Raw genomic sequence first — 11,677 nt, 5'->3', positions numbered from 1 at the left:
CGGGATCCTTTATTTATAATTTCTAAATGTTGGGGCTGATACCAAGTACGGCAGCATTATATTATGATTTTAGGAGAACTAAGATGGTTAATTCCAGGAAAAGAGTATTTAAAGCCATAAATATTGAAAAGCCGGACCGGGTACCCCTTTTTGCGGAAGTGGTACCTGAAGTAGAAGATAAACTTTATCGAAAATATGGTTTAAGGGGAAATAAACTACTTACCCATTTGGGCAACGACATTGTCAACTGCCCGGTAGGGGTAGCAGATTCATGGGGTAAGATATACAGGAATGAAACTGACCGGGATGAATGGGGGATAGGCTTTGGCACCATAAAGCATGGCCATGGGTCATATGCAGAGATTATTTTTAAGCCCCTGGAGAAGGCAACTATGGAAGAGCTAAAGGCTTTTAAGGTTCCAAACCCCTATCAGGAAGCCAGGTATTACGGGGTTATAAAGATGAAAGAAGAATTTGGGGCCCATTATGCCACCATGGTAGATCTTACCTGCACTATATTTGAGTTAGCCTGGTATTTAAGGGGTATGGATAATTTACTGATGGATATGGTTATAAACAAGGAATTTGTTAACCTGCTGATGGATAAGATTTTGGAATTTTATGTGCCTGCAGGCAAAAAGCTGGCATCAATAGGGGTGGATATAATCTGGATAGGGGATGATGTAGGTATGCAAAACGGGATGATTATGTCACCGGAAATGTTTAGGGAATTTTTAAAAGAAAGGTACAGGCTGTTAATAGAAGAGATAAAAAAAACCAATGAAAAGGTAAAGATAGCCTTCCATAGCGATGGTTTTATTACCCCTATAATTGAGGACTTAATTGAAGTAGGAGTTGATATATTAAATCCGGTTCAGCCCAAATGTATGGATCCTGCACAAATAAAAGAAAGCTTTGGAGAAGACCTTTGTTTTATGGGGACTATAGATGAGCAGGAAACTCTTCCCTTTGCTACTATAGAAGGCCTAAAGCAGGAGATACTAAAAAGAGTTAAAACCGTGGGCTATAATGGTGGTTTGATTTTGGGGCCGACCCATAATATACAAAATGATACCTCAATTGAAAAAATCGAGGCTTTTTACAGTTATGCCAAGAGTATACAATTATGACTTTTTACTAATTTATAAGGCACTAGATAACTGGAAATAAACAACAGGCAGTAAATAAAACTAAAGGATGCCTATTTGTAGGGCATCCTTTAGTTTGTATACGATATTTGTACTGAGATCTAGAATATCTGGAATACCAGACCTACTATGGCTAAGACATCAATGATATAGAGCATGGGATGTATTTCTCCGCCTTTGCCCTTTAACAGTTTTATTACTGTGTATAACAGAAGTCCCCAGATGATACCCTGAGTGATGCTATAGGTTAGGGGTATCAGGATGAAAGCCAGGAATGCGGGGAAACTTTCTTCATAGTTGGACCAATCCAGCTTCATGATTCCGGTCATCATGAACAAGCCTACAATCACTAAGATAGGTGCTGTGGCTACGGAAGGAATGAAGCTTAAGATAGGGGAGAAGAACATAAAAGGCAGGAACAGTAAGCCAGCTACTATGGCAGTGAGGCCAGTTCTTCCGCCTTCTTCCACACCAGCAGCACTTTCCACATAAGTGGTTCCGGGAGATGTGCCAAAAAGGCCGGACATGGTAGTGGAAACTGCGTCTACCAGAAGGGCCTTGGGAGCGTCTACGGGCTCCCCTTTTTCATCAACCAGGTTAGCCGTGGTGGCTATTCCCAGGAAAGTGGAAATACTGTCAAACATATCCGTAAACAACAGGGCAAAAATTGGCCCTATCAATGAGAACTTTAAAGCCCCCAGAATATCCAGCTTGAAAAATACTGAAAATGATGGGAGGGCAAATACTCCAGTAGGAGGAGTGACGATAGGGGTTTCCATAAAAAGGGAAGTCACAAAAGCGATGATTGAAGTAACTATAATACCAATAATCAATGCCCCTTTTATTCTTCTTACTACCAGGAAGCCTGTTATTATAAGCCCAACGATAAAGATGATGGTTTGGGCATTCATGCCTCCAAAGGCTATAGTGGTAGCTTCATTTGGCACGATGAAATTTACGGATCTTAGACCGATAAATGCCAGAAATAGTCCAATACCTCCGGCCACTGCCTGCCTTATGGGTACAGGCACTGCTTTCATAATAATGGTCCGTATTTTAGTAACAGACAGAATAATGAAGATAATACCGGAGATAAAAACAGCTCCCAATGCTGTCTGCCAGCTTAAACCGCTACCGATTACCAGTGAATAGGTAAAGAAAGCATTCAATCCCATTCCGGGAGCTAGCGCATAGGGCAGGTTTGCAAACAGCCCCATAAAAATTGTGGACAGGGACGCGACTAAAACTGTAGCAAACAAGACACCGTTAAATTCCATACCTGCATCAGACAAAATAGCCGGGTTCACCACTATGATATAACTCATAGTAAGGAAAGTGGCTATACCGGCAAGGACTTCTGTCCGGGCATTGGTGCCTCTTTTCTTGAAAGAGAAAAACTTTTCCATCATCGCTCCTTCTTGGTTTTGTATAATAAAAAGATATTTTAAAAAAGTTATAAAATTTTAAAAGACAGCTATGAAAATTTTCGGTTAAGTACTAATAAAAATATTATATTTTTTATCCTGTTAATGTTCAATCAAAACTTTGAATAATTTTACAATTTCATCAATTTAATCTTAAAATTTGCCTATTTTAGGTACAAACTTAGATAAAAAATACTTAAAACTAAAAAAAAAGGTCTTTTTTTAATAAAAGAACCAGGTTTTTATCAAACAGCTTGTTTTAGAAGACGAACATTTTTGGCATATGTTTTAAAATATTTTAAATTTCTTCCATAGCCATTACCCATAAAAAAAGGATTAGCAAAACCCCCTGGGAGTTATAGCAGAATAAAAGTTTGGATTTAGATTAAATACAAGGGTCGGCGCCTGGCGGGAGGAAGCTTGCTGCAACTAAGAATTATTCAATTAAAAAAAGAGAGGATCATTATAAAAGTCTGGACGCCTCTTTATATGTCCTCTCTTTGGAAAACCATTCTATCATACAAATATTATAATTTATAGATAAAATATTCCTTGGGCCATACTGGCAATTTAGGCAAGGCTCACAAAACCTACAGGTAATGAACAATACCATACCTATAATATCCCCTAAAGGCTTATAAACAAAACCCGGTGAATATCAAAGAGATGATGGACAATTGTTTAAACAGCAGGCAGCGCCATAGCCACCAGTTAAAATATTAGATTTTCTCTAACAGGACGCCTAGTACCAGCAATATAAAGGCTACAGCTATAAACCCAAAAGCAATGATAACCAGTACGTCTAAAGTAAAGCCTCCTACAATGAATAAAATTACTCCTATAACTGCCAGAATGACACTAATCCAGAACAAAGCCTTCGTAGGTGCATTAAGCTGCATTTTACCCCTCCATCCCTAAATAAATATGTTTTGTTATTTTATCTTTAAGTAGTAAAATGTAATTAATATACATTATAAAATTATAATGGTTATTAAACAATAATAACGATAAATTATTATACATGATTACAGTTACCAAAGTTAAGACTGCTTTCTTTTCAGATATATATAGCACTGCCACCGTTCTGCTTTCAGAAAAGAATCAGCAAAGCAATTCCAGTCAGGCCTGGTAACCAATTATGAAGTTAAGACAGGATTATTTATCTGCTTCACCAGCTGCCAGCTTTTTAAAGCAGATAGTATCCCAGTTTTACTTAAAAATTATTTATCATAATTATCAGTGGGGGTAAAGATGGCGTCAATGATTGAATCAGTTATGAATATGCTGGGGGGTGACACCTTAGATAAAATTAGCCAGCAGGTAGGTGTACCTAAAGACAAGGCTAAACAAGCATTACCGGATGTAATGGCGGTAATAACCGGAGCACTGGCCAAAAATTCTAAAAATGAGCAGGAAGCCAAATCAATATCCAATGCTTTGGCCAAAGACCATGACGGCAGCGTGCTGAATAATATTTCAGATTATATAAGCAACTACCGTGCAGCTGACGGGGACGGAATACTTAAACATGTATTGGGAGACAAAAGAGCTGAAGTAGAGCAATCCTTAAGCAAGAAAGAAGGCCTGGATATAGGCTCTATAAGCAATATGCTGACTATGGCTGCCCCTATAATTATGGGCATGCTGGGGAAAAAACAGCAACAGGAAGGCTTAAGCGCCAGCGCCCTGTCCAGTATTTTAGGACAGGAAAGCAACCAGGCCCAGAGCCTGTTTCCCAATATGGGAGATATACTGGGCCAGGTGTTGGGAGGTATGAGCCAGAGCCAGGGTACTACTCCTACTACGCCTGCCCCACAGCAGCCCCCTGCTGCCGGGACCACTAAAAAGAGATCAGGGTGCGCTACTGTAATGATAGTACTGGTTATTGCCCTGGTAGTATATTTTGCACTCAGGGCTTGCGGCATAATGTAGGAAAAACTTTATTTTAAGAAAATATTATAGGTAAAAGGAGGAGCTAATATGGGTCTTTTTGATAGAGGTAAAAAAGAGGCAGAGGCAGCTAAAAAGGCAAAAGCAGCAGCAGAGGTGAAAGCCAATATTGCAGAGAGAAAAGTAAAGGCCGCCAAGGCTAGGGCCGCAAGGGCAGAAAAAGAGTTGCAGGAAATGAAAAAGAAGGCTAAAACCAAGGAGTTTATCTCTAAAAGAGCAGCAGGCAAGGAATCTATTGGCATGGGTAATATACCCCGTCCGGGCACCATACCGGGGATAATTGAAACTTATACCGTGCAAAAAGGGGATACCTTGAGCCAGATTGCCAAAAAATATTATGGTTCCGGAGGAGCTGACTACTATAATCTTATCCAACAGGCTAACCCAGACCTGATCAAGGATGTTAACGTTATAAATCCTGGACAGGTGTTTAAGATACCTGTGCTGCCGGATAGATTAAAAAAATAAGTTATTAGCTTTTGGGAGATAAAGTAAATTGCTGTCTTGAAGGCTTATAGTGGCAGGAGAAACTAAAAATAGCTTAATCAATGCTGGGTTTTAACCAAAAAATCCAGGAAGTTTTGGTATATTTTTTGCTTTCTACATCTACCAGCCATATCTCAAGCTCGGGGAAAGCATTGGCTATTCTCTGCCAGGCTACTCTATAGATCTTGGCCCTTATGGGAAGCAATTTCCTGGAGATGGCGGGCATGGCTAGTATGATGTGTTTACAGTCCTGGTGGTTAAGTCTGGAGATTGCCTGGAAAAAAGCCTCATAGAAATCCTTGATCCTTTCCAGGCCGGATTGATCATAGCCAATTACTTCAATATACCAGTCTTCACTATCCTTAGTAGCTTTTATTTCCGGGCCAAAATTTAAAAAGCCTGCAGGCTGATCCAGGATATAACCTTCTTCTACCAGGATTTCTCTCAAGCAGCTTTCAGTTTCAGTTTTAGAAATTTCCTTGGGCATTATGAAAAATATTTTTAATGATATTATTTTATTATAATGTAAGATAATCATAATAGATATACTTAGAAAAGGAAATTATAATTAGATTGGCAGCATAAATTTAATAGCGAGCATTTATAATATTATAAAAATTATCAATTTTAATAGAAAGAAAAAAAGATGAAATGGCAGGGCAGAAGAACCAGCACCAATGTTGAGGATAGGCGCGGCACCAGCCCCAAAAATACAATGCTCAGCGGAGGCCTGGGAGGGGGCTGCGGAGGGCTTATAATTATTATTGTAATTGTTTTTGTTCTTAGGGCCTGCGGGGTAATTGACCTATCTCAAGTCTTAGGCGGCTCTCCTGTAGATATCCCGGCAGCCCAGGGAACTTATCAAGGCACACAGGAGGAAGATGAGCTTTTCCAGTTTGTATCGGTAGTATTGGCAGAAACTGAAGATGTATGGTCTGAGCTTTTTGCCCAGGAAGGCATGGAATATATTTACCCCGGGCTGGTAGTGTATTCCGGTTATGTCGAGTCTGCCTGCGGGATGGCAGGTTCAGCCACCGGTCCCTTCTATTGTCCAGCTGACCAGAAAGTTTATATAGATTTAAGCTTTTTTAATGAATTGCAGCAAAATTACCAGGCTCCGGGAGATTTTGCCATAGCTTATGTAGTAGCCCATGAAGTTGGCCACCATATACAGACCATATTGGGTATAATGGAAGATGTGCAAAGGCTGCAGTCACAGGTAAGCCAGGCTGAAGCCAATGAGCTAAATGTAAGGTTAGAGCTGCAGGCAGACTATTTGGCTGGAGTATGGGCGCACTATGTGGGAAGGGCTGATCTGCTGGATGAAGGCGATATAGAAGAAGCCCTCAATGCAGCCAGCGCAGTAGGGGATGACCGCATACAGAAACAGTACCAGGGCTATGTAGTCCCAGACAGCTTTACCCATGGGACCTCGGAACAAAGGCAGAGATGGTTTTTCAAGGGTTACAGGCTGGGTACCCTGGAAGATGGAGATACCTTTAATACTGATAACCTCTAAAGGGGAAGGAAAAAATTAGCCATGCTGGATAAAAATAAGATCAAGGTTCCCCAGGACGTGTTTGACCTGGCAGAAGAAAGGCTGCTTTCATCTGCCCACCAGTTTAAGGGAAAAAATTTTAGGTGCCAGTTTGATATTAAAGGCCAATCAGGGGGACAGTGGTTTATAGTAATCAATGATAAACAAAAAAGGGTGGGCCAGGGCACTATTAAGCAACCGGTAGGCACTTTGATCATGGAAGCGGCTGATTTTTTAAAATTGGTCAGGGGAGAACTAAATATAGGCATGGCTTTCCTGATGGGCCAGATAAAAGTAAAAGGCGACCCCCAGCATATTATACAATTGGCAGAAACTTTGCTATCCTAGCAATCAGTTTTTGCTTCCTTCTTGAAGGGGGTAATTTTGTCCCATCAATTAGGTTTAAACATATAATAAAGTTTAGGGCATAAATTGGAAGTTTTAAATATTTTTTCAGCCTTCGGCCTTTCTGCCAGCACAGGGTTAAATGCATATATACCCTTATTGGTAGTATCATTGATGGCCAGGTATACTGATTTGATAAAACTGGGGTCTCCCTGGGACGGCATGACCTCCTGGTGGATAATAGGCACCTTGATCTTCCTTACGGTTATTGAGATACTGGCCGACAAGATACCGGAAGTAAACCACATCAATGACATAATCCAGAGCGTAGTCCGCCCGGCGGCAGGTGCCATTGTTTTTGCTGCCAGCTCTTCTGTTGTGGAATATGTCCATCCTGTTTTAGCCCTGCTGGCGGGTTTGTTTATATCAGGTGGTGTTAATGCAGTAAAATCCCTGGTAGTTAGGCCTGCGGTTACCGTTACCACTGCGGGAGCCGGCAATGTTCCGGTAAGCATTGCCGAGGACGTAACCTCTACCACCGTTTCAGTTTTATCCATAATAGTGCCTATATTAGCTGCCTGCCTGCTGGTATTAATTGTGGTCCTGGTAATAATAAGGGTTAGGCGTAAAAGAAGGCAGGGAAAAAGCCAGGTTTTAAAACCGCCTGAGCCCTAATCTACTTTTATCCATTTCTTTTCCCTGGCCGATCTCTGGGCGGCATCCAGTACTTTCTGGCAAATATAGCCATCTTCGAAATCAGGTTCTGCTTTCCGGTTATCCCTGACCGAAGCAATAAAATCATAGGCCTGGTTAACAAAAGTATCTCCGTAACCAATAATATGGCCGGCCGGCTACCAGTTGGACCTGTAGGGATGGCTGCCTTCTCCTACCACTACCCGCTTAAAGCCATTGGCCAGGTGCTGGCGGGAAGAATAGAATTCCAATTCATTCATTCTTTTTATATCAAAAATAAGGGAGCCGTTTTGCCAGCCCATTTTGAATCTAGATCAAGTACACTGTCTTGGGTACCGCATAAAGTATGTTTAACTATTTTTACCTCCGGCTCAAAAATAGGGACAAGTCGGTATAGGCATGGGTATGAGCTTTTCCCATAAATTTCTTGCCAATGAGGGCAATATTTATTTTTTTCAATTCTTTTCCCCCTGTTTTATTAAAGTTGACATGCTCTTATTTTACTATATTGATATATTCTTTAAACCGCCAATTTTTATCTGATGGGCCTGCCTGGGAAAAGCTTTTCTCAGCTATTGTGGTTTGTGGTAATATTTAAACATATTTATAAAATATTAAATTGGAAATACAATATGACTAGAAAATTAACCACTATTTTTTCCTTGATAGTAATAATATTCGGTTTATGCGGCAGCCTGGCTTCTGCAGGAGGCCTGGTGTTTTTGAGTACTCATCAGAAAAGCATTGTTGAAATTCAGCAACTAACTTTATCTGTAGCAGACTCTTTAGAAGAGATTATTGAAACCATGCATAATTCCAATACAGCTATAGGGCATGTAGCAGAAACCTTAAAGACTACCACTGATACTATCACCTATACTTCAGAAATTTCATATGACTCAGGACAGGCTTTCCAGGAAGTGGCCAAAATGGTCGGCTTTGAAATCTTGGGATTTAAGCCTCTGGGCGGGGCAGAGGACTATTTTACCGTTATTGGCCATAACATGGTGGGGCTATCTAAAGACCTGGTACTGGTGCAGGAAAATCTTAAGACCAATACTGAAGATATGGACCGCTTAGGGCAGGACCTTGCGGAAATATCAGTAGAGCTGGCTGCTGTTTCTGAAAACTATAACCAGGTTATTACCTCCTATAATGCTTACAGCCTGGTAACAGCCATAAGGTATCTTTTAATCTATGCCGTGGTGTTAAACTCTATGTTTATACTTATAGGCCTGGCTCTCATGTTTTTGGCCAGGCAGGCATCTTACCGGAATCAAGCAATTAGTCCATGAGTACCAAAAGATAGAATAAAAATACCTCCTGCATCAGCAGGAGGTATTTAGATAATATTGCCTTTTTAGTCTATTTAGTAGGGTTCAGTAAAAATCTCAAAATGGGCTTGCGGATGGGCACAAGCCGGGCATTCTTCAGGGGCTTCAGGTCCTTCATGCACATAACCGCAATTACCGCATTTCCAGAGTACGGTATTGTCTCTGCTAAACACCCTGTTGTTTTCCATATTTTGTATAAGCTTATTATACCTTATTTCATGTCTTTCTTCGGCTGCCGCAATGTTTCTGTATACCTTGGCAATTTCATTAAATCCTTCCTGCTCGGCCACATCCGCAAAGGTAGGATATAGCTCTGACCATTCTTCATTTTCTCCGCTAGCTGCTGCCTTGAGGTTATCCAAAGTGCCGGCCATAGCCACAGGATAGGAAGCTTCAATATCAATAGCAGTAGGAAGCTCGCCTTCAAAGCCCTGGAGCAGGAATTTAAAGAATCTTTTAGCATGCTCTTTTTCGTTATCAGCAGTTTCATTAAAAATATTTTTGACCTGCTTATAGCCTTCCTTGTCAGCTATGGAAGCGTAGTAGTTATAACGGTTCCTGGCCTGAGACTCTCCGGCAAAGGATTTTAACAGGTTTTCGGCCGTTTTGGTTCCTTTAAGGCTTTTCATATTTATCTCCCTTTTTAAGTTATTAATAATAAAGATATCTAAATTAAGCTAAACCGGGTCTAAATTTAAATATCTTAATAGATATTATCATAATATTTTTAAAAATATAAACGTAAGAAAATAGGAAAGAAAAGTAGCTGCAGGGCTTATGGAGTTCAGTATATAAAATAAATCAGCCATTAAAAAATAATGGCTGATTTAACCTAAAACTTCAAATCGGCTGACTGTTATGCTCTTTTTTTAGCTGCCAGTCCTATAATTACAGCAATAAGTCCTATTATTATTTTTACTACTGCATGCCACACAGGCTCAGATCCCAGATTAATGCCGGGGATGATTCCCAGAATTCCCATTACTGCTACCAGTATACCTAGAATAATTAATGATATCTTAGTCATGATTGCCCCTTTCTATTAAGGGTTTATATTGTCTTATTAAACGTATAAAACAAAAATAAGTTTCATTAATTATATTATATAATTCTAGTTTATTTTAAAACTTTTTAAAATAGATAACTAAAAATAATGTAAAGCAGAATCAATAGGCTAAAATCTTGGATACTGGATAATATTGCCAGGCCAGTCCCGGTTGTTTTTAAATATAGGAATAAATATATATAATACTAATCAATATTTACTAAAAATGCGAGGCAAAATATGCAATTATCATTTTATGGGGCAGCCAGGGAAGTAACCGGCAGCTGCTATGGGTTGGAAGTTAATGGGAAAAAGATTTTGGTAGACTGCGGACTGCAGCAGGGAGAGGATAAGGGCAGTGACCAGAGCCTCCCTTTTAATGCAGACGAAATTGATTTTGTGCTGTTAACCCATGCCCATATTGACCATAGCGGCAGGCTTCCATTGCTGGCAAAGCAGGGTTTTAAGGGAAAGATATTTGCTATAGAGGTGACCTGCGAACTTATTACCGTAATGTTAAAGGATAGCGCAGAAATACAGGAAACTGATGCAAAATGGGAAAACAAGAAAGCCAGGAGAGCAGGTGAGGCAGAGGTAGAACCCCTGTACACCAAGGCTGATGTTGCCAAAACCCTGGAATTTTTAGAGCCTTGCCGCTATGGGCAGCGGTATGATTTGGGGCACGGCATACAGGTTAATTTTGTAGACGCAGGGCACATACTGGGCTCAGCCAGCCTGGAGGTGTTTTTAAAAGAGGACGGAATATCAAAAAAAATAGTTTTTTCCGGTGATATCGGTAATATGGAGCAGCCCATTATAAAAAATCCCCAATATATTGATAATGCTGATCTAGTAGTCATGGAATCCACTTATGGAGACCGTAATCATGAAAAAAGGGGAGATTATGCACAAGGCCTGGCTAGCATAATAGATAAAATATTAAACCAGGGAGGTAATGTTATAATACCCTCTTTCGCCTTGGAAAGAACCCAGGGACTGCTATACTTAATTAGGGAAATAAAGGAAAGAAAACTGGTAAAACAGGCTGGTTTCCCGGTTTATGTGGACAGCCCCTTAGCTTCCGAGCTTACCAAACTGTATGATCATGATTTAAAAGTTTATGGAGATACCCCTACCAGGGATTTGGTTTTAAATGGATTGGACCCCTTGGATTTTCCCAACTTATCGTTTACAGACTCTACCCAGGAGTCTAAAGCCTTAAATTATGATCCGGTTCCCAAGGTTATTATAGCCTCCAGTGGAATGTGTGAGGGGGGAAGGATCAGGCATCATCTAAAACATAATTTATGGAGAGAGGAAAGCGCAATAGTGTTTGTAGGTTTTCAGGCCCAGGGCACTTTGGGCCGGGAATTGGTGGAAGGAGCAGATAAGGTGGATATTTATGGGGAGAAAATAGCAGTAAGGGCTGCCATCTATAATTTCAAGGGTCTGTCTGCCCATGCAGATAAGGATGGATTGCTGGCTTGGATCAATAGCTTTAACCCCCAACCACAGCAGGTATGGGTAACCCATGGGGAAGATTATGTTTGCCAGGCTTTTGCAGACACCTTGGCCCAGCTGGGATTTAAGGCGGAAGCGCCCCAATTTAAATCTGTTTACGACCTGGGTACAGGCAAGATTATAAATACTGGTACGGAAGAAATGCCGGCAGCGGTCTCTACTGCCTATCAAAGCTTGAACCAATCCCGGATTAA

The 11,677-nt window shown here is 40.5% G+C and carries 14 protein-coding genes; 8 read left to right on the top strand and 6 right to left on the bottom strand.

Features of this window, described 5'->3' with window-relative positions:
- Nucleotides 1-83 precede the first annotated feature (83 nt).
- Complete coding sequence (locus PHN32_08485; protein MDD3777626.1) at nucleotides 84-1,130, top strand: uroporphyrinogen decarboxylase family protein; 1,047 nt, start codon at nucleotides 84-86, stop codon at nucleotides 1,128-1,130.
- Between the two features lie 119 nt (nucleotides 1,131-1,249).
- Here the strand turns inward: PHN32_08485 and PHN32_08480 are convergent, their stop codons facing one another.
- Both PHN32_08480 and PHN32_08475 read right to left on the bottom strand, forming a co-directional pair.
- Nucleotides 1,250-2,557 carry an NCS2 family permease gene (locus PHN32_08480; GenBank protein ID MDD3777625.1) on the bottom strand — a complete coding sequence of 436 codons (1,308 nt, stop codon included), beginning with the start codon at nucleotides 2,555-2,557 and terminating at the stop codon, nucleotides 1,250-1,252.
- 734 nt (nucleotides 2,558-3,291) lie between these two features.
- Nucleotides 3,292-3,471, bottom strand: coding sequence for a hypothetical protein (locus PHN32_08475; protein ID MDD3777624.1), 180 nt, complete (start codon nucleotides 3,469-3,471; stop codon nucleotides 3,292-3,294).
- A gap of 352 nt (nucleotides 3,472-3,823) precedes the next feature.
- Between PHN32_08475 and PHN32_08470 the strand changes: the two genes are divergently transcribed.
- Complete coding sequence (locus PHN32_08470; GenBank protein MDD3777623.1) at nucleotides 3,824-4,504, top strand: DUF937 domain-containing protein; 681 nt, start codon at nucleotides 3,824-3,826, stop codon at nucleotides 4,502-4,504.
- A gap of 48 nt (nucleotides 4,505-4,552) precedes the next feature.
- The gene (locus PHN32_08465; GenBank protein MDD3777622.1) at nucleotides 4,553-4,990 is read left to right on the top strand and encodes a LysM peptidoglycan-binding domain-containing protein; all 438 of its coding nucleotides are present in this window, start codon (nucleotides 4,553-4,555) and stop codon (nucleotides 4,988-4,990) included.
- A 73-nt stretch (nucleotides 4,991-5,063) separates the two neighbouring features.
- Here the strand turns inward: PHN32_08465 and PHN32_08460 are convergent, their stop codons facing one another.
- Entirely contained in the window at nucleotides 5,064-5,456 is a 393-nt protein-coding gene (locus PHN32_08460) for a hypothetical protein (GenBank protein ID MDD3777621.1), read from the bottom strand.
- 198 nt (nucleotides 5,457-5,654) lie between these two features.
- Between PHN32_08460 and PHN32_08455 the strand changes: the two genes are divergently transcribed.
- The 3 genes from PHN32_08455 to PHN32_08445 all read left to right on the top strand — a co-directional run bounded on the left by PHN32_08455 (nucleotide 5,655) and on the right by PHN32_08445 (nucleotide 7,565).
- The gene (locus tag PHN32_08455; protein ID MDD3777620.1) at nucleotides 5,655-6,527 is read left to right on the top strand and encodes a zinc metallopeptidase; all 873 of its coding nucleotides are present in this window, start codon (nucleotides 5,655-5,657) and stop codon (nucleotides 6,525-6,527) included.
- Nucleotides 6,528-6,548: 21 nt separating this feature from the next.
- Nucleotides 6,549-6,893 carry an SCP2 sterol-binding domain-containing protein gene (locus tag PHN32_08450; GenBank protein MDD3777619.1) on the top strand — a complete coding sequence of 115 codons (345 nt, stop codon included), beginning with the start codon at nucleotides 6,549-6,551 and terminating at the stop codon, nucleotides 6,891-6,893.
- Between the two features lie 84 nt (nucleotides 6,894-6,977).
- The gene (locus tag PHN32_08445; GenBank protein ID MDD3777618.1) at nucleotides 6,978-7,565 is read left to right on the top strand and encodes a DUF4126 domain-containing protein; all 588 of its coding nucleotides are present in this window, start codon (nucleotides 6,978-6,980) and stop codon (nucleotides 7,563-7,565) included.
- A 176-nt stretch (nucleotides 7,566-7,741) separates the two neighbouring features.
- On the opposite strand, the gene PHN32_08440 is transcribed toward PHN32_08445, so the two are convergent.
- The gene (locus tag PHN32_08440) at nucleotides 7,742-7,885 is read right to left on the bottom strand and encodes a hypothetical protein (GenBank protein ID MDD3777617.1); all 144 of its coding nucleotides are present in this window, start codon (nucleotides 7,883-7,885) and stop codon (nucleotides 7,742-7,744) included.
- Nucleotides 7,886-8,215: 330 nt separating this feature from the next.
- Here PHN32_08440 and PHN32_08435 point away from each other — a divergent pair, with 330 nt between their 5' ends.
- Nucleotides 8,216-8,878, top strand: coding sequence for a hypothetical protein (locus PHN32_08435; protein ID MDD3777616.1), 663 nt, complete (start codon nucleotides 8,216-8,218; stop codon nucleotides 8,876-8,878).
- A 74-nt stretch (nucleotides 8,879-8,952) separates the two neighbouring features.
- Here the strand turns inward: PHN32_08435 and PHN32_08430 are convergent, their stop codons facing one another.
- Nucleotides 8,953-9,546: a rubrerythrin family protein gene (locus PHN32_08430; GenBank protein ID MDD3777615.1), complete on the bottom strand. Its 594-nt coding sequence runs from the start codon at nucleotides 9,544-9,546 to the stop codon at nucleotides 8,953-8,955.
- Between the two features lie 227 nt (nucleotides 9,547-9,773).
- Nucleotides 9,774-9,944 carry a hypothetical protein gene (locus tag PHN32_08425; GenBank protein MDD3777614.1) on the bottom strand — a complete coding sequence of 57 codons (171 nt, stop codon included), beginning with the start codon at nucleotides 9,942-9,944 and terminating at the stop codon, nucleotides 9,774-9,776.
- A 258-nt stretch (nucleotides 9,945-10,202) separates the two neighbouring features.
- Here PHN32_08425 and PHN32_08420 point away from each other — a divergent pair.
- Nucleotides 10,203-11,677, top strand: a 1,475-nt coding sequence (locus PHN32_08420) for an MBL fold metallo-hydrolase (GenBank protein MDD3777613.1), incomplete at its 3' end; no start/stop codon positions are given.

The sequence above is a fragment of the Actinomycetota bacterium genome, assembly GCA_028698215.1.
Lineage (GTDB): Bacteria > Actinomycetota > Humimicrobiia > Humimicrobiales > Humimicrobiaceae > Halolacustris.
The sequence above is the reverse complement of the archived record's forward strand: the minus strand, read 5'-3'. Positions and strand labels throughout refer to the sequence as shown.

Bases quoted from the DNA above. Each gene is read 5' to 3' on its own strand.
- PHN32_08485 (MDD3777626.1), top strand. From the start codon at position 84: ATGGTTAATTCCAGGAAAAGAGTATTTAAAGCCATAAATATTGAAAAG.
- PHN32_08480 (MDD3777625.1), bottom strand. From the start codon at position 2,557: ATGATGGAAAAGTTTTTCTCTTTCAAGAAAAGAGGCACCAATGCCCGG.
- PHN32_08475 (MDD3777624.1), bottom strand. From the start codon at position 3,471: ATGCAGCTTAATGCACCTACGAAGGCTTTGTTCTGGATTAGTGTCATT.
- PHN32_08470 (MDD3777623.1), top strand. From the start codon at position 3,824: ATGGCGTCAATGATTGAATCAGTTATGAATATGCTGGGGGGTGACACC.
- PHN32_08465 (MDD3777622.1), top strand. From the start codon at position 4,553: ATGGGTCTTTTTGATAGAGGTAAAAAAGAGGCAGAGGCAGCTAAAAAG.
- PHN32_08455 (MDD3777620.1), top strand. From the start codon at position 5,655: ATGAAATGGCAGGGCAGAAGAACCAGCACCAATGTTGAGGATAGGCGC.
- PHN32_08450 (MDD3777619.1), top strand. From the start codon at position 6,549: ATGCTGGATAAAAATAAGATCAAGGTTCCCCAGGACGTGTTTGACCTG.
- PHN32_08440 (MDD3777617.1), bottom strand. From the start codon at position 7,885: ATGGGCTGGCAAAACGGCTCCCTTATTTTTGATATAAAAAGAATGAAT.
- PHN32_08435 (MDD3777616.1), top strand. From the start codon at position 8,216: ATGACTAGAAAATTAACCACTATTTTTTCCTTGATAGTAATAATATTC.
- PHN32_08430 (MDD3777615.1), bottom strand. From the start codon at position 9,546: ATGAAAAGCCTTAAAGGAACCAAAACGGCCGAAAACCTGTTAAAATCC.
- PHN32_08425 (MDD3777614.1), bottom strand. From the start codon at position 9,944: ATGACTAAGATATCATTAATTATTCTAGGTATACTGGTAGCAGTAATG.